This window comes from Streptomyces sp. NRRL S-646, from assembly GCF_000720765.1.
GTDB lineage: Bacteria > Actinomycetota > Actinomycetes > Streptomycetales > Streptomycetaceae > Streptomyces.
In genome coordinates this window covers 34,015-53,268 of record NZ_JODC01000026.1, presented here as the reverse complement: position 1 = coordinate 53,268, position 19,254 = coordinate 34,015, and the positions used below count along the sequence as shown (strand labels likewise).

Annotated in this window: 19 protein-coding genes; 14 read left to right on the top strand and 5 right to left on the bottom strand. The window is 71.0% G+C overall.

What is annotated here, in order from left to right:
• Nucleotides 1-36: 36 nt before the first annotated feature.
• Nucleotides 37-912, bottom strand: a complete 876-nt coding sequence (locus tag IH68_RS0143410) for an LLM class F420-dependent oxidoreductase (RefSeq protein ID WP_030947714.1) — start codon at nucleotides 910-912, stop codon at nucleotides 37-39.
• Between the two features lie 355 nt (nucleotides 913-1,267).
• Between IH68_RS0143410 and IH68_RS0143405 the strand changes: the two genes are divergently transcribed.
• From IH68_RS0143405 to IH68_RS0143335, 14 genes are all read left to right on the top strand, one after another.
• Nucleotides 1,268-1,720 carry a nuclear transport factor 2 family protein gene (locus IH68_RS0143405; RefSeq protein ID WP_030947711.1) on the top strand — a complete coding sequence of 151 codons (453 nt, stop codon included), beginning with the start codon at nucleotides 1,268-1,270 and terminating at the stop codon, nucleotides 1,718-1,720.
• Nucleotides 1,721-1,758: 38 nt separating this feature from the next.
• Nucleotides 1,759-2,196, top strand: coding sequence for a nuclear transport factor 2 family protein (locus IH68_RS57445; protein ID WP_030947708.1), 438 nt, complete (start codon nucleotides 1,759-1,761; stop codon nucleotides 2,194-2,196).
• Nucleotides 2,193-3,227, top strand: coding sequence for an ankyrin repeat domain-containing protein (locus IH68_RS0143395; protein ID WP_051834013.1), 1,035 nt, complete (start codon nucleotides 2,193-2,195; stop codon nucleotides 3,225-3,227). Before IH68_RS57445 ends, IH68_RS0143395 begins: the two co-directional genes overlap by 4 nt.
• Before the next feature lie 24 nt (nucleotides 3,228-3,251).
• The gene (locus IH68_RS0143390) at nucleotides 3,252-3,560 is read left to right on the top strand and encodes a muconolactone Delta-isomerase (RefSeq protein WP_030947702.1); all 309 of its coding nucleotides are present in this window, start codon (nucleotides 3,252-3,254) and stop codon (nucleotides 3,558-3,560) included.
• A 33-nt stretch (nucleotides 3,561-3,593) separates the two neighbouring features.
• Nucleotides 3,594-4,301, top strand: a complete 708-nt coding sequence (locus IH68_RS0143385) for an EthD family reductase (protein WP_030947699.1) — start codon at nucleotides 3,594-3,596, stop codon at nucleotides 4,299-4,301.
• On the top strand, nucleotides 4,288-5,523 hold the full coding sequence (locus IH68_RS0143380; RefSeq protein WP_051834012.1) for an MFS transporter: 1,236 nt from the start codon (nucleotides 4,288-4,290) through the stop codon (nucleotides 5,521-5,523). Before IH68_RS0143385 ends, IH68_RS0143380 begins: the two co-directional genes overlap by 14 nt.
• A 19-nt stretch (nucleotides 5,524-5,542) precedes the next feature.
• Nucleotides 5,543-5,941: a cupin domain-containing protein gene (locus tag IH68_RS50790; protein ID WP_051834011.1), complete on the top strand. Its 399-nt coding sequence runs from the start codon at nucleotides 5,543-5,545 to the stop codon at nucleotides 5,939-5,941.
• 12 nt (nucleotides 5,942-5,953) lie between these two features.
• Nucleotides 5,954-6,586 (top strand): NADPH-dependent F420 reductase, encoded by a 633-nt coding sequence (locus IH68_RS0143365; protein WP_030947689.1) that lies wholly within the window; start codon nucleotides 5,954-5,956, stop codon nucleotides 6,584-6,586.
• A complete protein-coding gene (locus IH68_RS52140; RefSeq protein ID WP_051834010.1) occupies nucleotides 6,583-6,879 on the top strand; it encodes a hypothetical protein in 297 nt (98 codons plus the stop codon). Before IH68_RS0143365 ends, IH68_RS52140 begins: the two co-directional genes overlap by 4 nt.
• 102 nt (nucleotides 6,880-6,981) lie before the next feature.
• A complete protein-coding gene (locus tag IH68_RS0143355; protein WP_051834009.1) occupies nucleotides 6,982-8,370 on the top strand; it encodes an FAD-binding oxidoreductase in 1,389 nt (462 codons plus the stop codon).
• A 5-nt stretch (nucleotides 8,371-8,375) separates the two neighbouring features.
• Nucleotides 8,376-10,028 carry a benzoylformate decarboxylase gene (gene mdlC, locus IH68_RS0143350; RefSeq protein WP_030947685.1) on the top strand — a complete coding sequence of 551 codons (1,653 nt, stop codon included), beginning with the start codon at nucleotides 8,376-8,378 and terminating at the stop codon, nucleotides 10,026-10,028.
• Between the two features lie 231 nt (nucleotides 10,029-10,259).
• Complete coding sequence (locus tag IH68_RS0143345; protein WP_030947682.1) at nucleotides 10,260-11,105, top strand: type 1 glutamine amidotransferase domain-containing protein; 846 nt, start codon at nucleotides 10,260-10,262, stop codon at nucleotides 11,103-11,105.
• A gap of 30 nt (nucleotides 11,106-11,135) precedes the next feature.
• A complete protein-coding gene (locus IH68_RS0143340; protein ID WP_030947680.1) occupies nucleotides 11,136-12,815 on the top strand; it encodes a thiamine pyrophosphate-binding protein in 1,680 nt (559 codons plus the stop codon).
• Nucleotides 12,816-12,817: 2 nt separating this feature from the next.
• Nucleotides 12,818-13,423 carry a DJ-1/PfpI family protein gene (locus IH68_RS0143335; protein WP_030947678.1) on the top strand — a complete coding sequence of 202 codons (606 nt, stop codon included), beginning with the start codon at nucleotides 12,818-12,820 and terminating at the stop codon, nucleotides 13,421-13,423.
• Between the two features lie 40 nt (nucleotides 13,424-13,463).
• On the opposite strand, the gene IH68_RS0143330 is transcribed toward IH68_RS0143335, so the two are convergent.
• The 4 genes from IH68_RS0143330 to IH68_RS0143310 form a co-directional block, all read right to left on the bottom strand.
• Nucleotides 13,464-14,825, bottom strand: a complete 1,362-nt coding sequence (locus IH68_RS0143330; protein ID WP_030947676.1) for a helix-turn-helix domain-containing protein — start codon at nucleotides 14,823-14,825, stop codon at nucleotides 13,464-13,466.
• A gap of 467 nt (nucleotides 14,826-15,292) precedes the next feature.
• On the bottom strand, nucleotides 15,293-17,392 hold the full coding sequence (locus IH68_RS0143320) for an ABC transporter ATP-binding protein (protein WP_234341777.1): 2,100 nt from the start codon (nucleotides 17,390-17,392) through the stop codon (nucleotides 15,293-15,295).
• Nucleotides 17,389-18,267, bottom strand: coding sequence for an ABC transporter permease (locus IH68_RS0143315; RefSeq protein WP_051834008.1), 879 nt, complete (start codon nucleotides 18,265-18,267; stop codon nucleotides 17,389-17,391). The genes IH68_RS0143320 and IH68_RS0143315 overlap by 4 nt, the downstream gene beginning before the upstream one ends.
• Nucleotides 18,264-19,247 (bottom strand): ABC transporter permease, encoded by a 984-nt coding sequence (locus tag IH68_RS0143310; RefSeq protein WP_030947670.1) that lies wholly within the window; start codon nucleotides 19,245-19,247, stop codon nucleotides 18,264-18,266. The genes IH68_RS0143315 and IH68_RS0143310 overlap by 4 nt, the downstream gene beginning before the upstream one ends.
• Nucleotides 19,248-19,254 lie beyond the last annotated feature (7 nt).

Below are 19,254 nucleotides of genomic sequence, written 5' to 3'. Positions count from 1 at the left end.
GGGAACTGCGCGACAAGCCCCCACCGCCCCGCAGATTCACTCACTAGCGACAGGCCCCAAATCCCGCAACGCACTGCGCAGCATACGCACGTGGTCATCAACTGTCGCCAAACCCAACCCCATCGTGCTCAAACAAAGATGCGTCGCCCCCAGATCCCGCCAACCGGCAACAAACTCCGCCCACTTGCTCTCCGGCACTTCGGCAAGCTTGAGGCGCGCCTCAAAGCCCAGCTCGTCCGGGTCGCGCCCCGCCTGGACGGCGTAGGAGCGAACCCGGTGCACCATCGCACGCGCCGTCTCGTCCGGCCCGCGCTGAGGGAGCCAGCCGTCGCCGAGGGCGCCGGCCCGCCGCAGCACGGCCTCCGCGTTCCCCCCGAACCACACCGGGATACGCCCCCGCACCGGCCGCGGCAGGATCCCCGCGTCCTCGACCCGGTGCCACCGCCCCTCGAAGGTGACCGTGGGCTCGGCCCACAGCGCCCGCAGCAGCTCCACCTGCTCGGCACTGCGGGCCCCCCGGTCGGTGAAGGTCGCGCCCAGGGCGTCGTACTCGACCCGGTTCCAGCCGATGCCGACACCCAGCCGCAGCCGGCCGCCGCTGAGCACGTCGACCTCGGTGGCCTGCTTGGCGACCAGGGCGGTCTGCCGCTGCGGCAGCACCAGGACCCCGGTGGCGAGCTCCAGGGTGCGGGTGATCCCGGCCAGGTAGCCGAACAGCACGAAGACCTCGTGGAAGAGGTCTTCGCTGGTGTAGCCGTACCAGCCGGGGCGGCCGGCGGTGCCTGCGCCGAGTACGTGGTCGAAGGCGACCACGTGCCGGAAGCCCAGCTCCTCCACGGCCTCGGCCCAGGCGCGCACCGCGCCCGGGTCCGCGCCGATCTCCGTCTGCGGGAAAACAGCTCCGATACGCATGACTAGCCGACCAGACCCCAGCCGTCGTCCTCTCCTGACCTGGTCCGCCGTGCTCTGGCGTTGTTCACCATCGGTGCCTCCTCGTGGGTCGATCCGGTCGTCCCACCGTCCCCACCCGGCCACGCGCCCGCGCGGTGCCACGCCGCAGGTTCCGGCACTCCGTCACACGACGGATGACACTGCGTCAAGTGAGCGGTCAGATCGAATGAACTGACGTAGTACCCGGGCGGAGCTCGCAGAGTGTGCCGGGCGGACCCGGCGCCGGGACCTCGTGTCCGGCCCCGTCACTAGCTTCGGCCGGGACCGATCGTCCAGCACGCCCGCCTGACTCGGGCGCGCCCCCACGGAGTTGCCGATGACTTCCGCCGAAGACCGGATCGACGTGATCGAGACCTGCACCAGGATGCTGTGGCACGTCGACCTGCGCCAGTGGGAGGCACTGCCCGCCCTGCTCGCGGAGAAGGTGACCCTGGACTACACGAGCCTCTTCGGCGGGGAACCCGTGGTCAGCACCCCCGACCGGGTCATCGCCGACTGGCGGGCCGGGCTCGGCCACCTGAAGGCCACCCAGCACATGATCGGCAACCAGATCGCCGAGGTGTACGGGGACGAGGCGGTCCTCACCGCCCACTTCCAGGCCACCCATCTACTGCCCAACGCCCAGGGCGGCCCGACCTGGACGCTCGGCGGCCGCTACCGCTTCGACCTGACCCGCAGCGCGTCCGGCTGGCGTATCGCCGGCGTGGTGATGACGGCGGTGTGGGCGGACGGCAACCAGCAGATCATGACCCCTCCGGACAGCCAGTGACAGCCATTGGGCCGTGGAAACGGCCACAAGGAGACGACATGAGCGACCTCACCGAGCAGACCCGGGACGTTGCCAAGCGGTGGTTCGCCGCCCTGACGAGCGGCGACTTCGGCACCGCGCTCGGGCTCCTCGCCGACGACGTCGAATGGATCAACTACCGCCCCGTGCCCGGCTACAACGACGACATGAAGTGGATCGGCACCCTGCACAGCAGCGCCGAAGTGGCGGACAGCGTCGGGGTGTTCGCCGGTCAGTGCGACGTGATCTCCGAGGAACTGCTCGACCTCGTCGTCGAGGGCGAGAAGGCCGCCGGGATCATCCACGAGATCTCCCGGGTCAAGGAGACCGGCATCGACTTCGAGATCATCTTCACGCACTGGCTGACCGTCCGCGACGGCCGCATCGTCCGCTGGGAGTCCCACACCGACCCCTCGCAGATCATCCGGGCCATCCGGGGCGGGACGGTGACCTCATGAGCACCGCTCTCATCACGGCCGTGCGCGGCCGCGCCACCGCAGAGGTCCAGCGGCTGCTCGACGCGGGCGCCGACCCCAGCACGCGCGAGCACTCCTCCGGGCTCACGGTCCTGATGATCGCCGCGGGCCAGGCCGACCCGGCGACGACTGAGACGCTGATCGCCTCCGGCGCCGACGTCCACACCGCCGACACCAGGGCCGGCGCCACCGCCCTGCACAAGGCGTGCCAGGGCGGCAGCCTGGACGTCACCCGGCAACTCGTCGAGGCCGGCGCCTTCGTGGACGCCGTGGCCCCCACCACCGGGCACACCCCGCTGATGGACGCCCTCTGGTACAAGTACCCGGACCTCGTGGAGTACCTCCTCGACCAGGGCGCCGGCCTCAAGCTCCACACCCACTACGGGTTCTCGCTCGAAGAGCACTTCGCCTACGAGCTGAACGTCAACACCTTCGGCAAGGACAAGCTGCTGCGCGCCGAGCAGCTCCTGAAGGAGCGCCGGGAGGCCGACGCGGGCGCCGTCGAGGCCCAGCCCCTGATGGCCGCCACCGCCGCCGGAGACACCGAGGCGGTACGCCGACTCCTCGCCGACGGCGCCGAGGTGGACGCCCGCGCCCCCATGCTCAACGGGTTCAACGACGCCCACACCCCGCTGCTCGTCGCCTCCCGCGACGGCCACGGCGAGATCGTCCGGCTGCTGCTGGGGGCGGGCGCCGACATCAACGCGGTCGAGCCCTGCTTCGGCGCCGTACCCCTGCACAAGGCCGTCTACAACGGCCACGCCGACATCACCGCCGACCTGGTCGCCCACCCGGGCATCGACCTCGACTTCCAGGGCGCCACCAACGGCTACACCCCGCTGCACGACGCCCTGTGGCACGGCTACGCCGACTGCGTGACCGTCCTGCTCGACGCCGGCGCCCGCACCGACCTGGTCGGCCACGACGGCAAGACCCCGCTCGACCTGGCCGTCGAGGTCTTCGGCGACGACGACCCGATCACCGGGCGGATCGCGGCACTCGCGGCGGCCTGACCCCAACTCCCTTAAGGATCACCCATGTTGTTCTACGTCCAGATGCGCTGGAACCACGAGGGTCGGATCTCCCTGGACGAGCTCTGGGAGATCGAGCGCGAAGAGGCCGAACACGCCCAGGAGACCCTCGACTCCGGCTTCGCCGTCGGCCTGTGGAAGGTCGCCGCGCAGAAGCGGGTGATCGGCATCATCGAGTCCCCGAGCGCCGAGGAACTGGACCGGACCGCGCTCGGCCGGCTGCCGATGCGCGAGTACCTCGAGTTCGAGGAGGTCTGGCCGCTGCGGGACTACCTCGGCTTCGCCGAGGACGTGAAGAAGGCCTACAAGGTCTGACCGACCGTCCGACCGACTCCCCTGGAGACCGTCATGATCCACCAGCTGATCTTCGCCCATCCCAAACCCGGAATGTCCGAGCAGGAGTTCCAGGACTACTGGGTCGACGTCCACGCGGTGCAGTACGCGAGCAAGATCCCGCAGATCAAGAAGTACCTGATCGACACCCGCATCCCCTTCGGGCCGGAACCTGACGACCCGCTGTGGAGCGGCATCGCGGAGATCTGGCTGGAGAACGACGAGGACCAGCTCGCCTCCCTGCAGACACCGGAGTTCCTGGAGGGTGCCCGGCTCGACGAGCCCAAGTGGGCCGCCTTCTGGCGCACCGTCGTCCTCGACACCGACGCCCACGTCCTGCGGGCCGGGGACCACCCGGCGCCCGAGGACGGCGTGAAGATCGTCGCCCTGGTGAAGCGGAACGAGGGCACCAGCGTCGAGCAGTTCCGCGAGCGCAGCCTGGGCGAGCACGCCGAGCTGATGCTCCAGGTGCCGGGCCTGCGCCGCTACCTCCAGTGCTTCACCCGCGACGGCGCCTACACCATCGGCGAGGCCCTCCTCGACGCCGCCTACCTCCTCTCCTTCGACAGCCTCGAAGACCTGGAGAAGGCCGCGGCCTCCGAGGAGTACGCCAGGGCCAAGGACGACCTCGTCACTTTCGTACAGCCCCGCTATCTGCACCACATGGCGGTCAAGGAGCACTGGATCATCGGCTCGGAGGACAGCGCACGTGAACACGGCTGAGCACACGGACAAAAACCAGGGGCGCACTCAGCTCGCCCTCGCGACCCTCGCCCTGGGCGCGTTCGTCATCGGCACGGCGGAACTCGTCATCGTCGGCATCCTGAACCTCATCGCCAAGGACACCGGCGTCTCGGTCGGCACGGCCGGTCTGCTGGTCACTGCCTACGCCCTCGGCATCTGCATCGGCGGCCCCCTGCTCACGGCCGTGACCATCCGGCTCGGCCGCCATCTGCTGCTGTGGTCGGCGCTGTCCGTGTTCCTCGTCGGGAACCTGCTCGCCGCGGTCACGACCAGCTTCGGCGCGCTGATCGTTGCGCGCGTCATCACCGGCGCCATCCACGGCCTGTTCATCGGCGTCGCCTCGGCGCTCGCCGCGCACCTGGTCCCGGCCGGGCAGCAGGGCCGGGCCGTGGCCATGGTGTTCGGCGGGATCGCCGTCTCCACCGTCATCGGCGTACCGCTCGGCACCCTGGTCGGCAACGCGATCGGCTGGCAGGCCACCTTCGTCGGCATCGTCGCCCTCGGCGCGCTGGCCCTGGTCGCCACGCTCGCCTTCGTCCCGAGGGTCGGCCTGACCGGGCCCACCGGGCTCGGCTCACAGGCCCGACACGCCTTCGCACCAAGGGTGCTGGCCCAGCTGGGCGTCGGACTGCTGCTGCTCGGCGGCCAGTTCGCCGCCTTCACCTACCTCGCCTCCTACCTGGAGGACGTCACCGGCATCTCCGGCGGCGCGGTCAGCGCCTTCCTGCTGATCTACGGCATCGCCAGCGCCGTCGGCGTATTCGGCGGCGGCCGGTTCGCCGACCGCGGGGCGGCCACCACGCTGGTGGTGGCCAATATCGCGCTCGCGCTCATCCTCACCGCCCTGCACTACGTCGGCGACAACCCGGCGCTGACCGCCGTCGCGCTCGCCGTGTGGGGGCTGGTCGGCTTCGGCCTGGTGCCCTCCTTCCAGCTCCGGGTGATCACCCTGGCCGGACCCGGCGGCGACCTCGCCGCCACCCTCGGCGCCTCCGCCGTCAACGCGGGCATCGCCGGGGGAGCGGCCGCCGGCGGCTGGGCCGTGGAGGCCCACGGCGTCGGCTCGGTGTTCGTACTCGCCCTGATCGTCATGGTCGTGGCGCTGCCCGCGACCTGGGCCGCGACGCGTCTGCGTCCGGCCGCCGACGAGCCCGTCCGGGCGGTGTCCCCGGTCGCCGACCCCGTCGCCGATCCCACCTGAGGACCCCGAGGACCGACCCATGCAGATCATCGCGAAGAACAGCCTGCCCACCGTGCAGATCAACGGCGAGGTGGCCGCCCACATCCTCAACGCGAGCGACCATCCCGGTCTCAGCGTCTCGGCGTTCATCGTCGACGTCGCGACCGACGCGGGGCCCCCGCGCCACACCCACCCCTACGAGGAGATCTTCGTGATCGTCGAGGGCACGGTACGGCTGGAGGCCGGCGGCGAGACCGTCGACGCCACGCCGGACGACATCTGCGTCGTACCGGCCGGAATGCCGCACAAGTTCGCCAACCTGGGCCCCGGCCGGGCCCGCATGGTCAACATCCATGCTGCCAAGGACATCGTCACCGAGTTCGTCCCCGACGAGGCCGACACCAACGAGTCGTACGCGTACAACCGCCCGGGCGCTTGAGAGGACCCGCACATGAGGATCGGCATCCTGGGCAGCGGAGAGATCGGCGGCACCGTCGCCCGTCTGCTCACCGCCGCCGGACACGAGATCGCCGTCGCCAACCGGCGTGGGCCCGGCTCCCTCGCCGGGCTGGTCGCGGAACTCGGCGGGCGGGCGCGGGCGGCCACCGTGGAGGACGCGATCGCCTTCGGCGACCCGCTCGTCGTGGTGGCCATTCCGTTCGGCGCCTACGAGAGCCTGCCCGCCGACGCGCTCGCCGGGAAGGTCGTCGTCGACACCACCAACTACACGCCCGGCAGGGACGGCACCTTCCCCGACCTGGAGTCGGACCGGACCACGTCGTCCGAGCTGATCGCGGCCCACCTCCCGGGCGCACGCGTGGTCAAGGCGGTCAACACCCTCAACTACAAGTACCTGCTCGACCTCGCCCGGCCGGGCGCACCCCGCGCGGAGCGGACCGCCCTGTTCGTCGCGGGCGACGATCCCGAGGCCAACCGGCTCGTCACCGAACTCCTCGACGAACTCGGCTTCGCACCCCTGCCGACGGGTTCCCTCGCCGGGGGAGGACGCCGGCAGCAGCCCGGCACCCCCGTCTTCAACCGCCCCCTCGACGCACGTCTCGCCCAAGAGAGGTGGAGCACATGACCACTGTGGAGACCATCCGGTTCAAGCTGCACGCGGATGTCGACGACGCCGAGTTCCAGCAGCTCAACCGCACGATGGAGAAGGAGTACCTGGAGACCCGCGTCGGCTTTCTCGCCCGCTCGACCGCCCGCAGCGCTGACGGCGAGTACCTGGTGACCGTCCACTGGGCGTCCCCCGAGGACGCCGAGGCCACCATCGCGGCCTTCTTCGCCGCCCCCGAGACCCAGGCGTTCCTCGCCGCCGTCGACCTGGAGACCGTACAGCCCGGCCGCTACGAGCTGATCGAGAGCTGAGGCCTTCTCCTCGGGCTTTCTCCCCGGCCGGGCCTGCTCCAGGACTGTGAGGGATCCGGAGCCGGCCCGGCCCACCTGTCGACAAGAAGAGAAGGGGGAGCCATGGCACCCTCAACGACCACTCCCGCGTCGGCGGCCGCCGTACGCGCACTGCGCACCACCCTCAGGGGGGACGTGCTCGCGCCGGGCGACCCGTCCTACGAGCAAGCGCGGCAACTGTGGAACGGCGCGGTCGACGCACGGCCCGCGGTCATCGTCCGGCCCGCCGACGAGACCGACGTGACCTGGGCGGTCCGCATCGCCCGCACGCACCGGCTGCCGCTGACCGTCCGCGGCGGCGGCCACGACTGGGCGGGCCGGGCGACCGCCGACGACGGCCTGATGATCGACCTGTCCGCGATGCGCCGGGTCACCGTCGACCGGGCCTCCCGCACCGCCGTGGCGCAGGGCGGCGCCCGCGCCGGTGACCTCGTCGAGGCGACGCGGGCCCTCGGGCTCGCCCCCGTCACCGGCACCGTCAAGGCGGTCGGCTTCGCGGGCCTCACCCTCGGCGGCGGCTACGGGCTGCTCGCCGGCCGGTGCGGACTCGCCCTGGACAACCTGGTCGCCGCCCGGGTCGTGCTCGCCGACGGCCGCCCCGTCGTCGCCAGTGCCGAGCAGAACCCCGACCTGTTCTGGGCGCTGCGCGGCGGAGGCGGCAACTTCGGCGTCGTCACCGAACTGCGCGTACGCCTGCACCCCATCAGCACCGTCCTCGCCGGCATGATCCTCTACCCCCTCGCGGGGGCCACCTCCGTCCTGCGCGGGTACCGCGAGATCACCGCCTCGGCCGCCGACGAACTGACCGTCATGACCGGCTTCTTCGGCGGACCCGACGGACAGCCCCTGATCTACGTCCTGCCGGTGTGGTGCGGCGACATCGCCCGGGGCCGCCCGGTCATCGACCGCTTCACCGCCCTCGGCACCCCTCTGGCCGGACAGGTCTGCCCCCAGGAGTACGCGGGCGTCCTCGGCATGTTCGACCAGGTCGTCGTCGACGGCCGGCACAACGAGATGGGCACCCAGTGGCTGCCCGAACTCACCGACACAACCGTCGAGTTGATCGTCGAAGCGGCGGCCGGCGCGACCTCGCCGTACTCCGGCATGTACATCCACCACTTCCACGGCGCCGCCGCCCGCGTACCGGCCGCGGACACCGCCTTCGCACTGCGCCGGGACCATCTGCTGGTCGAGGTCGCCGCGGCCTGGGAGGGCGCCGAGCAGGCCGCGCCGCACCGGCGCTGGGCGCGCGAGGTGTCCACCGCGTTCGCCGAGCACGCCCTGCCCGGCGGCTACCCCAATCTGCTCGGCCCCAAGGAGAGCCGGCGCGCCGCGGCCGCGTTCGGCCCGGGCGCCGCACGGCTGCTGAAGACCAAGGAACGCTACGACCCGGACCACGTCTTCAGCGCGGTGGCGGCGCTCGAACCGACCCCCAACGACTCAGGAGCCTGATCACCATGACCGAAGCGGCGAGCACTGCCCGCACCGTGCGGGACGCGACCCTGGACGTCCTGCGCACCTTGGGTCTGACCACCGTCTTCAGCAACCCCAGTCACACCGAGATGAAGCTGTTCGAGTACTGGCCCGAGGACGAGTTCCGTTTCGTCATGGGCCTGCAGGAGGCCGCCGTCGTCGGCATGGCCGACGGCTACGCCCAGGGCACCGGGGAACCCGCCCTCGTCCTCATCAACGGCGGACCGGGCCTCGGCAACGCCATGGGCAGCGTCTACACAGCGGCCGCGGCGAACACGCCGATGGTCATCCTCGGCGGACAGCAGGCCCGCAAGATGCTCCTCGGGGACCCCTTCCTCGTCGCCAAGGACGCCACCCAGCTGCCCAAGCCGTACATCAAGTGGGCCGGCGAGCCCGGGCGTCCGCAGGACGTGCCCGCGCTGATCGCCCAGGCCTACCAGATCGCCAAACAGGCCCCGCAGGGCCCGGTGTTCGTGGCCGTCCCCGAGGACGACTGGGTCCGCCCCGCCGATCCGGAGCCGGTGCGGATCGCCGAGGTGGAGAGCGCCGTCGTACCCGATCCGGCGGTCCTCGCCCGGATAGCCGAAGCGCTCAACGGCGCCGAGCGGCCCGGTCTGGTGGCCGGCGGCCCGGTCGACGCGCAGGGCGCGCGCGGCGACCTGATCGCCCTGGCCGAGAAGCTGAACGCGCGCGTGTGGGGCGCCCCCGTGTGGAATCGCGGCGCGTTCCCGGAGAACCACCCCCTGTTCGCCGGAGTCCTGCCGCCCATCCCCGAGCTGGTCAACCAGCGGCTCGCCGAGCAGCACGACGTGGTCGTCGTCCTCGGCGGCCCGGCGTTCACTCTCTTCACGGCGTGGGACCTGTTCTCGACGGCACCCGCGGACCTGGACAGGACGCCGCGTCCCCAACTCACTTCTGACGTACGGTTCCTGCATGTCACGGACAACCCGCAGGCCGCCGCGGCCACCCTCGCGAACACCAGCTTCGTGGCCCCGCCCGGCGCGGTCGTGAAGGGGCTGGTCCCGCTGGTGGAGGAGCGCGAGAGCGTCGAACTCGCCCCGGTGCGCGAGCCGGTGGCGGTCCCCGAACCCTCGACGCCGCTCACCCAGGCGTACCTCTTCCACGTCCTCTCCCAGGAACTCCCCGACGACGCCCAGCTGTTCGAGGAACTGCCCATCGCCCGCGCCGACTTCCACGAGCAGATACCGCTCGGCGCGGACAACGGCTACTTCGCCACGGCCAGCGGCGCCCTCGGCTTCCCCTTCGCCGGAGCCGTCGGCTACGCCCTCGCGCACCCCGAGAAGCGTGCCGTGGTCGTGGTCGGCGAGGGCTCGGCCCAGTACACGCTGCACGCGCTGTGGACCGCGGCCCAGCACCGGCTGCCGGTCACCTTCGTCATCCCCGACAACTCCGGCTATCTGTCCCTCAAGTACTACCTCCAGGACCAGAAGTCCTGGCAGAAGGGCTGGGACCTCAGCGGCGTCGACATGGCCCAGCTGGCCCGCGGCTTCGGCGTGCGCGGCGAACGCATCGAGACTCCGGAGAACCTCCGCGAGTCCCTGCGCAGCGCCCTGACGGCCGACGGCCCGGTCCTCCTCGACGTCGTGGTCGCCGACCCGGGACTGTTCCGCCTCTGACCCCGCACACCGACACCGGACGCCCTCCGCCCAGCGGAGGGCGTCTTTTGTTGCGCATTGGACAACAACCCTGCCCAGGGCCCGATTTGCCGTAGTGCGGTCTGCCACTTGGGGATGTGCGGCACCCGGAGCCCTCCCTCCTGGTACCGGCCAAACCCCGAAAACTAGACATGAGTTCGGCAGTTCAAGCGTCCGAACCGAACGCCGACCCAGCCGACCGAGAGGAACCTCATGAGCAGGCGCATCCTCGTCGTCCTGTCCGAGTACGGCTACTGGGGCGAGGAACTCATCGGCCCCCTGGAGACCTTCGACAAGGCGGGCTACCACCTCACCTTCGCCACCCCGACCGGCAAGCGGCCCGTGGCGCTGCCCCCGAGCATGGACCCCGACTACGTCGACCCGCCGCTCGGCCGCTCCGTCACGACCCCGGAGATGGCGGCGAAGGTCAAGGCCGTCGAGGCCTCCGACCGCCTCGACAACCCCCTCGACCTGTCCTCCTGGCTGCCCGACCGGCCCTACCGCTCCAAGCCGTACTTCCTGCGCGACTGGGAGGCGTACAACAGCCGCGTGGAGAAGGTCCGCGACCAGATCGCCGACCGCTACGACGCCCTCCTCATCGTGGGCGGCAGCGGCCCGATCGTCGACCTCGCCAACAACTGGCGCGTCCACGACCTGATCCTCGCCTTCCACCACCTGGACCGCCCGATCGCCGCCGAGTGCTACGGCGTGGCCTGCCTGGCCTTCGCCCGCGACCAGGAGGACCGGGAGAGCATCATCCGCGGCAAGCACGTCACCGGGCACTGCATCGAGTACGACTACCTCGACGGCACCGGGTTCGTCGGCACCGACTTCAACATGGGCCCGCCGCCGTACCCGCTGGAGTACATCCTGCGCGACGCGACCGCCCCCGGCGGCGCCTACCACGGCAACTTCGGCAAGACCACCTCGGTGATCGTCGACTACCCGTTCATCACCGGGCGTTCGACCCCCGACTCCTACCTCACCGGCCAGAAGACCGTCGAGGTGCTCGACCACGGCCTGCGTCAGTGGGGCTTCAGGGCCGCCGCCCAGTCGTAGCCACCGATCCGGACGAGAGGCGGTACCACCATGGACAGCAGGCCGGCCCGGGCGGCGTTCCTCGAACAGCTCGCCGTCGAAGGGGTGCCGTACATGTTCGGCAACCCCGGCACGGTCGAGCAGGGCTTCCTGGACGAACTGCGCCACTTCCCGGCGATCGAGTACGTGCTGACCCTGCAGGAGGCCGTGGCCGTCGGCATGGCGGACGGCTACGCCCGCGCCACCCGTCGGCCGGCCGTGGTCCAGCTGCACTCCGGGGTGGGCCTCGGCAACGGCATCGGCATGCTCTACCAGGCGAAGCGCGGCCACGCCCCGCTCGTCGTCCTGGTCGGCGAGGCCGGCCTGCGCTACGACGCGATGGAGGCGCAGATGGCCGCCGACCTGGTGGCCATGGCCGAGCCGGTGACCAAATGGGCGACGCGGGTCGTCGACCCCGACTCCACGCTGAGGGTGCTGCGCCGCGCGTTCAAGGAGGCCGGCACCCCGCCGTACGGACCGGTCCTCGTCGTGCTGCCCGCCGACGTGATGGACCGGCCCACCCGCGAGGAGGCGGTGCCGGTGTCCTACCCCGACACCGCCTCCGCACCAGATCCGCAGTCGCTGGCGCGGGCGGCGGAGCTGCTGGCCGGGGCGCGCAAACCGATCGTGATCGCGGGCGACGGGATCCACTTCTCCGGCGCACAGGAGGAGTTGGGCCGACTGGCCTCGGTGTGGGGCGCGGAGGTGTGGGGCGCCGACTGGGCCGAGGTGAACCTGCCGGTCGAACACCCCGCCTATGCGGGCCAGTTGGGCCACATGTTCGGCGAGAGCAGCCGTCGTGTCACGGGTGCGGCGGACGCCGTGCTGCTGTGCGGCACGTATGCGCTGCCCGAGGTGTTCCCGGCCCTGGAGGGCGTCTTCGGCGAGGGCGCGCCGGTGGTCCACATCGACCTGGACACCGACGCGATCGCCAAGAACTTCCCCGTCGACATCGGCCTGGTCGCCGATCCGAAGCGGTCCCTCGCGCTGCTCGCCGACGCGATCGAGGCCCGGATGAGCCGCGCGGACCGTACGGCGGCCGAGGACCGGCTGCGACGAGGTGCCGCCGAGCGGGCCGAGGCCCGGGCGGCCGCCGCCCACAGCGCCCACGAGCGGGCCGACGCGGCGGAGCTCCCGCACATCGCCTTCGCCGAGGAGCTGGCGGCCCGGCTCCCGGACGACATCGTTCTGTTCGACGAGTCCCTCACCGCCTCCCCGGACCTCTTCGGGCCCCTCCCGGCGGCCGAGCCCGGCCGCTGGCACCAGACCCGCGGCGGCTCCCTCGGCGTCGGCATCCCCGGCGCTCTGGGCGCTCAGCTCGCCCGCCCCGACGCCACGGTGGTGGGCTTCACCGGCGACGGCGGCAGCATGTACACCCTCCAGGCGCTGTGGACGGCGGCCCGGCACGACATCGGCGCCAAGTTCGTTGTCTGCAACAACAGCAGCTACCGGCTGCTGGAACTCAACATCGACCAGTACTGGAGGGAGCAGGGGATCCCGGTCCACGAACACCCGGGGATCTTCGACCTCTCCCGGCCGGCCATCGACTTCGTCGCCCTGTCGAGGTCCCTGGGCGTGCCCGCCCTGCGCGTGGAGAAACCGGGCCAGGCCGCGGCGGCCGTCACCGAGGCGCTGTCGCACCGCGGCCCGTTCCTGATCGACCTGGTCACCGAACGGGGGAGGGGACGGTAACGGTGCGACTGACGGGTCACAAGATCGCCGTACTGATGGAGAGCGACTTCTACGAACCCGAGATCCTCTACTACAAGCACCGCTTCCCCGAGGAGGGCGCCGAGGTCCACTTCCTGTCCCGGCTGTGGGGCGAGAAGGAGATGACCTTCCAGGGACACGAGCACCGGATGCCGTTCACGGTCACCGAATCCTTCGAGGACGTCGACGAGTTCGCGCTGAAGGAGTTCAGCGCCGTCATCGTCCCCTCCGGGATGGTCGCCGACCGGCTGCGCTACACCGAGGACCCGGATCGTCTCCCGCCCGCCGCACGGTTCCTGCGCCGCGCGTTCGCCGACCCCGCCATCCTCAAGGGCGTCATCTGCCACGGCATGTGGCTCGCGGCCCCGGTGCCCGGACTGGTCCGCGGCCGGCGCGCCGTGGTGCACAACAACCTGCTGGGCGACCTGCGCAACATGGGCGGCAGCTACGTCGACCAGGACGTCGTCGTCGACGACGACCTCGTCACCGCCCGCACCGGCGAGCACTGCCATCTCTTCGCACGCACCATCATCGACCTGCTCGCCGCACCCGGTACGAGAAGCGCCGGCACCGGCCTGTGGGCACGGTGAGCTGATGAACACCCACGGGGGAACGCGCCGGGCCGGCCGGTCAGCTCTGGTGCTGCTGCTGGCCGGTCAGGGCCTGCGCGGGATCGTAGGTCGTGGGCATCCCGGAGGCCTGCAGCGCCTGGTCGTAGGCGTCCAGGGCCTCCTTCGCGCGGCCCTGGCGCTTCCACACGTCACCGAGGTGGCGCCATTCCTGCGCGGTCTCGTACGACGCCGCGAAATGCCTCAGCTGGCGGGTCGCCGCGTGCAGGCCCTGCAGGCCCTCCTCCGTCTCCCCGCGCAGCAGATGGATCTCGGCGATCCTGACGCGTGCCCCGACCGCCTCGACACGCGGACCCGAGCTGAGCAGTCCGAGGGCGCGCCGGGCGTGGGAGACGGCCTCGTCCCACCGGCCGAGCTGGGTGTTCGCGTCGATCAGGCAGATCTCGCACCTGGCCTGCTCCACGGCGGTGCCGAGCTCGGCGAGCGTCTGGCCCGCGTCCTGAAGGAGTTCCAGCGCCCGGGCCGGGTCGGGCACGTCGGACTGCAGCTCCAGCCAGGCGACCGTCATCTTGAGCATCGCCACATGCCGCAGGTTGTCGTCGTCGGCCATCATCGCCAGGGCCCGCTCGGTGAGCGCGAGCGCCTCGGGGAGCTGCCGCCTGGAGAGGGCGACCAGCCCGGCGTTCCAGTAGACCGCGCCACGCCCGGCGCGTCCGCCGTGGTCCTCCGCCACCGGAACGAGCTTCTGGGCGAGAAGGTGGGCGCGGGTGATGTCGCCGCGCATGAGGTACGACCCGATGAGCGTCGCACCGACCTGGATGTGGTCCACGGTGACGTCCAGGCCGAGCGCGTCCAGCCTGGCCATGGCCCGCTCGCCGATCTCGATGCCGAGGGTGATGTCGCCCATGTTGCGGTAGCAGCGGCTGAGGGCGACCTGAACGCGGCACCACTCGTCGGAGCCGGCCGCGAGAGACGGGTCCTTGCCGAGCTCCTCCAGTACGGGGATGGCGGCCTCGATCCGGTCGAGCTTCTCCAGCGAGGTCGCCTGACCGATGCGGGCGCGCAGCCGCATGTGCGGGTCCAGCAGGGCGGGTTTGGCGAGGAGTTCACCGAAGGCCTGCAGGGCCTCGCCGTTGTCGCCGTTCCGCAGCGCCATTTCGGCGAAAGAGAGCTTCAGCCTGGTGTCCTCCAGGGCATGGTCGTCGCGACCGGTGCGCAGATGGTCCGGCGAGCACCCCAGTTTCCCGGCGAGTGCGGAGAGCACCGCATCCGAGGGAGCCCTTTTCCCTGATTCGATGAGCGAGATGTAGCTCGCCGAGATATCCGAGGAGGCCAGATCCTGCTGCTTCAGCCCGAGTTTGACGCGGAGGGTCCGGATGCGCCTGCCCAACTCGACCGGAGCTGCGCTTTCTGTTTGATCCATTTGGCTTCCCAGGGGTGAGCACATGACTTCAGGTGTCATAGATCACAATACCAGCATGACTGGGCCACGCCAATGGGCTTGACCGGGTTGTGGCCCGGAGCGGCCGAAAACACCCTGCTCCGCTTGTGGTTGTCGTGTGCGCGAACAGGACACGGAAATTCCGATTCCAATAACGACAATGCATTCTCCATTTTACTGAAATGTACTTGACTAACGATGTAATGTTCGATTGACTTGCATCGTAAATAAAAACCTCTAGGGGGAATGGAGAAAAGGAGTGATTCACAAACTCGCCGCAATACTTGTGGCTGTACTGTTCGTCGCCGGACTGGTCGGCGGTGGAACCTTCCTCGCAGAAGGAGGGGCGTCCGTGCAGACGGTCGAGCCCGCGAAGGAAAACGGACCGGCGGGCGGCGGCTGCTGCTGAGCCGGCCGGCGCACCTCGGCCGGCTGCCGTAAAGGGAGTCCTACCCGGAAACGCCCCGAGGGTCCGTGAGCGGAAAATGACAGGCGACTGAACGGCCACCCCCCACAGCCGTCTTCAGGGTCGCCGGGATTTCCCGTTCACACCTGCGCTGTTCCTCCCGTCGAAGTGAAGCGAACACGGGGCAGCGTGTCCGGAACCGGCATCCCGTCACGTACTCGCCGCCCGTCGACGGATCGCCCCGCAGGGCAACGGCCGTACGTGTCCGCTGCAGCGCGGGATCAGGCACCGACACCGCGTCCAGCAGCGCCCTGGTGTACGGGTGGGCAGGCCACTCGAACACCTCCTTGACCTCGCCGGTCTCGACGACGCGACCGGCATGCATGACCGCGACCCGGTCGGCCATCTGTCGCACCACGGCCAGGTCGTGCGAGACGAACAGACAGGACGGGCCGGGATCCTCCCTCAGCCTGCGCAGCAGATCGAGGATCCCGGCCCCCACGGACACGTCGAGCGCCGACAGCGGCTCGTCCAGCAGCAGAAGTTGCGGCCGGGCGGCCAGGGCCCGGGCGATGGCGATCCGTTGCCGCTGACCGCCGGAGAACCGGTGCGGGCAGACGGACATGTCCTGCGGGCCGAGCCCGACGAGCCGCAACACCTCCGCCACCCGCGCGGCGACCCGGTCGGCCGGCATCCGCTGCACCCACAACGGCTCGGCGACGATGTCACCCACCGGCATCCGCGGATCCAGGCTCGACATCGGGTCCTGGGGCACGATCTGCACCGCGCTCCGCAACCTCCGGGCCGCGTCCCGCGACAACGACGAGGTGTCCTGCCCGAGGATCTCGATCGTCCCGCTCTGCGGGACCGCCAGGGACATCACTTCGAGCAGCGTGGTGGACTTCCCGGCCCCGGACTCTCCCACGAGCGCCAGGGTCTCCCCCCGGCGCACCTCCAGATCGACCGACTCCACGGCGCGAACGACATGTTCGGCCACCGTCCGTCGCCCCCGTCGCAGACTCCACGGGCTCCACGCCCCGAAGCCGCCGGGCGCGGGAAAGGACTTGGCCAGCCCGGTGATCCTGAGGACCGGCTCCGGCTCGGGCCCTCCCGCGGGCGGCCTGCGGTACACGGACGGCGGAAACAGCTCGACGGAGCTGCGCTGCACGGCCTCGTCGCCCCGATGGCAGGCGGCCACATGCCCGTCGTCTCCCCTGAGTTCGGGAAGCAGCTCCCGGCACTTCTGCTCGGCGAGCGGGCACCGCGGGGCGAAGGCGCAGCCCGGCCCGCTGCCACCCGCGGACGGAGGTTCGCCCGGCACAGGGGTGGGCGGAGTCTCCCCGTCGATCCGGGGCACGGCCCCGATCAGCCCCTTGGTGTACGGCATCCGGGGCCGCGCAAAGAGCGCGTCGACGCCCGCGCTCTCGACGATCCGCCCGCCGTACATCACCACGACCCGGTCCGCCGTCCCCGCCACCACCCCCAGGTCGTGGCTGACCAGCAGCAGCGCCGCGCCCGTGGCCCGCCGTGCCGTCGACAGCGCCTCGAGGACCTGGGCCCGCACGGTGACGTCCAGGGCGCTGGTGGGTTCGTCGGCCACGATCACCTCGGGGCGGCCCGCCATCGCCATGGCGATCATGGCCCGCTGCCGCATCCCGCCCGACAGCTGGTGCGGGTAGGAGCGGGCGGCCCGGTCCGGCTCCGGCACCCCGACCGTGTCCAGGAGTTCGGTCGCGGCCCGCAGCGCCGACTCCCGCCCCGGGCGCGGGCGTTGATGGATACGCAGCACCTCACCGATCTGGTCTCCCACCCTGTGCACCGGGGTGAACGCGCTCAGCGCGTCCTGGAACACCATGGCGATGTGCCGCCCCCGCACCCGGGCGAGCTCGCGCACGGGCAGCCCGACCAGCTCCCGCCCGAGCAGCCGCACCGAACCGCTCACCTCCACGCCGGGCGGGCACAGACCGAGCAGCGCCAGCGCGGTGAGGCTTTTCCCCGCCCCCGACTCGCCCACCAGACCGAGGACTTCCCCCCGGTGCAACCGGAGATCGACACCGTGCACCAGCGGCACCCCGGCCGCCCGACGGCTCCCCGCCCGCCCGACCCGCAGCCCCCGCACATCGAGCACCACATCGCCCGTCACACCCGGCTCCCCGCTTCCCTGCCCACCACCGCCCCCGGCTCCGGATCCAGCGCATCCCGCAACGCATCCCCGATGAGATGGAACGCCAGCACGAGCAGGACCAGCAGCCCCGCCGGGAAGCCGAACATCCATGGATACGTGGTCGGCACGTCCGCCGCATCGGCGATCAGCGTGCCGAGGGACACGTCGGGCGGCTGCACCCCGAAGCCGAAGTACGACAGTCCGGTCTCGCTGATGACGGCCCCGGCGACCGCCACCGTCGCGTCCGTCACGAGGAAGGACGCCATGTGAGGGAGGATGTGCCGCCGGATGACCACGACCGGGCCGACCCCCATGTGCCGGGCTACCAGCACGAACTGACGCTCCTTCAGGGAACGGGTCATGGCACGCACCGCCCGCGCCGTGATCATCCAGCCGAACGCGGCGATCAGCCCGACGTACGCGAGCCAGCCGAGAGCGCGCAGCCGCGGCGCCACCACCACCAGGACCAGGAACGCCGGCACCACCAGCATCAGATCAACGAGAAGCATCAGCGCCCGATCCGCCCAGCCCCCGAAGTACCCCGCGCACACTCCCACCACCGCGGCGAGCCCCGTCGAGAAGGCCGCCGCCAACGCCCCGATGAGCAGCGACTTCTGCAGCCCCCTGGCGCACTGCGCGTAGACGTCCTGGCCTATCCGGTTGGTGCCGAGCCAGTGCCGCCCGTCCGGCGGCCGGTGCAGCGCCGAGTAGTCGATGTCGGCGTAACCCCACCCGGACAGATGCGGTCCCGCGAAGGCGAACAGGAACAGGGCGAGCAGCAGCGCGCCGCCCGCCACCGCGCCCGGTGCGCGGACCAGCCGCCGCCGTACCGAGGCCCCCCGCGCGGATCTCACGTGTACCGCACCCGCGGATCGAGTGCGCTGTGCAGCAGATCGGCGACCAGGCCGGCCAGTAGGACGAGCGCGGCGCTGAACACCTCGACCGCCATGGCCGCGTTCACATCGCCCCTCTGCACGGACTCGATGAACCAACTGCCCATGCCGTGCCAGCCGTAGATCTTCTCCGTGAACACGGCGCCCGTGAACAGCGTCAGAAACCCGAAGGAGAAGAACGCCGTGAGCGGAATCAGCGAGGTCCGCAGGCCGTGCCGGAGCAGCGCGCGCCCGGGGGTGAGCCCCTTGGCCTGGGCGGTGCGCAGATGGTCCGAGGCGAGGACGTCCAGCGTGGCCCCGCGCTGGTAGCGGCTGTACGCGGCGACCGCCCCCAGCGCGACCGAGACCGTCGGCAGGGCCAAGTGAACCGCTGCATCCCGGAGTTGGGCCGCCGCACCGCCCTCCAGACCGGGCGTCCGCTCGCCGGTGTACCGGATCACCGTGCGGCCCGCCGCGTCATTGACCGTGAGCGCACCCGCCTGCAGCAGCAGCCCCAGCACGAACGGCGGCACCGACAGCACCGCGAAGGAGAACAGAGTCAGCGCCCGGTCGGGCAGCCGGCCCCGCCGCACCGCCGCCCACACCCCGGCCAGCACCCCCAGCACCGTGCCCACGGCCGTCCCGACGATCAGCAACCGCGCGGTGACCCCCACCCGCCGGCCGAACTCGGCGTCCACCGGTGTGCCGTCGAGCGTGCGGCCGAGATCCCCGTGCAGGGCCCGCCACGCCCAGTGGCCGAACCGCTCGGTGACCGGAGTGCTGCTGTCTAGCCCGATTTCGGCGAGCCGTGCATCGACCACGGCGGCCGGCGGCCGGGGCGTACGGTCCTCGAAGTAGGCCCGCGGATCAAGCGCCGCGGAGGAAATCAAATAGCAGAGGAACGTTGAAGCGAGAAGCAATATCAGGCAGTTCGTCAGACGTTTTGCCAACAATGCGAGCATCGGGTGT

Bases quoted from the DNA above. Each gene is read 5' to 3' on its own strand.
- IH68_RS0143410 (WP_030947714.1), bottom strand. From the start codon at position 912: ATGCGTATCGGAGCTGTTTTCCCGCAGACGGAGATCGGCGCGGACCCG.
- IH68_RS0143405 (WP_030947711.1), top strand. From the start codon at position 1,268: ATGACTTCCGCCGAAGACCGGATCGACGTGATCGAGACCTGCACCAGG.
- IH68_RS57445 (WP_030947708.1), top strand. From the start codon at position 1,759: ATGAGCGACCTCACCGAGCAGACCCGGGACGTTGCCAAGCGGTGGTTC.
- IH68_RS0143395 (WP_051834013.1), top strand. From the start codon at position 2,193: ATGAGCACCGCTCTCATCACGGCCGTGCGCGGCCGCGCCACCGCAGAG.
- IH68_RS0143390 (WP_030947702.1), top strand. From the start codon at position 3,252: ATGTTGTTCTACGTCCAGATGCGCTGGAACCACGAGGGTCGGATCTCC.
- IH68_RS0143385 (WP_030947699.1), top strand. From the start codon at position 3,594: ATGATCCACCAGCTGATCTTCGCCCATCCCAAACCCGGAATGTCCGAG.
- IH68_RS50790 (WP_051834011.1), top strand. From the start codon at position 5,543: ATGCAGATCATCGCGAAGAACAGCCTGCCCACCGTGCAGATCAACGGC.
- IH68_RS0143365 (WP_030947689.1), top strand. From the start codon at position 5,954: ATGAGGATCGGCATCCTGGGCAGCGGAGAGATCGGCGGCACCGTCGCC.
- IH68_RS52140 (WP_051834010.1), top strand. From the start codon at position 6,583: ATGACCACTGTGGAGACCATCCGGTTCAAGCTGCACGCGGATGTCGAC.
- IH68_RS0143355 (WP_051834009.1), top strand. From the start codon at position 6,982: ATGGCACCCTCAACGACCACTCCCGCGTCGGCGGCCGCCGTACGCGCA.
- mdlC (WP_030947685.1), top strand. From the start codon at position 8,376: ATGACCGAAGCGGCGAGCACTGCCCGCACCGTGCGGGACGCGACCCTG.
- IH68_RS0143345 (WP_030947682.1), top strand. From the start codon at position 10,260: ATGAGCAGGCGCATCCTCGTCGTCCTGTCCGAGTACGGCTACTGGGGC.
- IH68_RS0143340 (WP_030947680.1), top strand. From the start codon at position 11,136: ATGGACAGCAGGCCGGCCCGGGCGGCGTTCCTCGAACAGCTCGCCGTC.
- IH68_RS0143330 (WP_030947676.1), bottom strand. From the start codon at position 14,825: ATGGATCAAACAGAAAGCGCAGCTCCGGTCGAGTTGGGCAGGCGCATC.
- IH68_RS0143310 (WP_030947670.1), bottom strand. From the start codon at position 19,247: ATGCTCGCATTGTTGGCAAAACGTCTGACGAACTGCCTGATATTGCTT.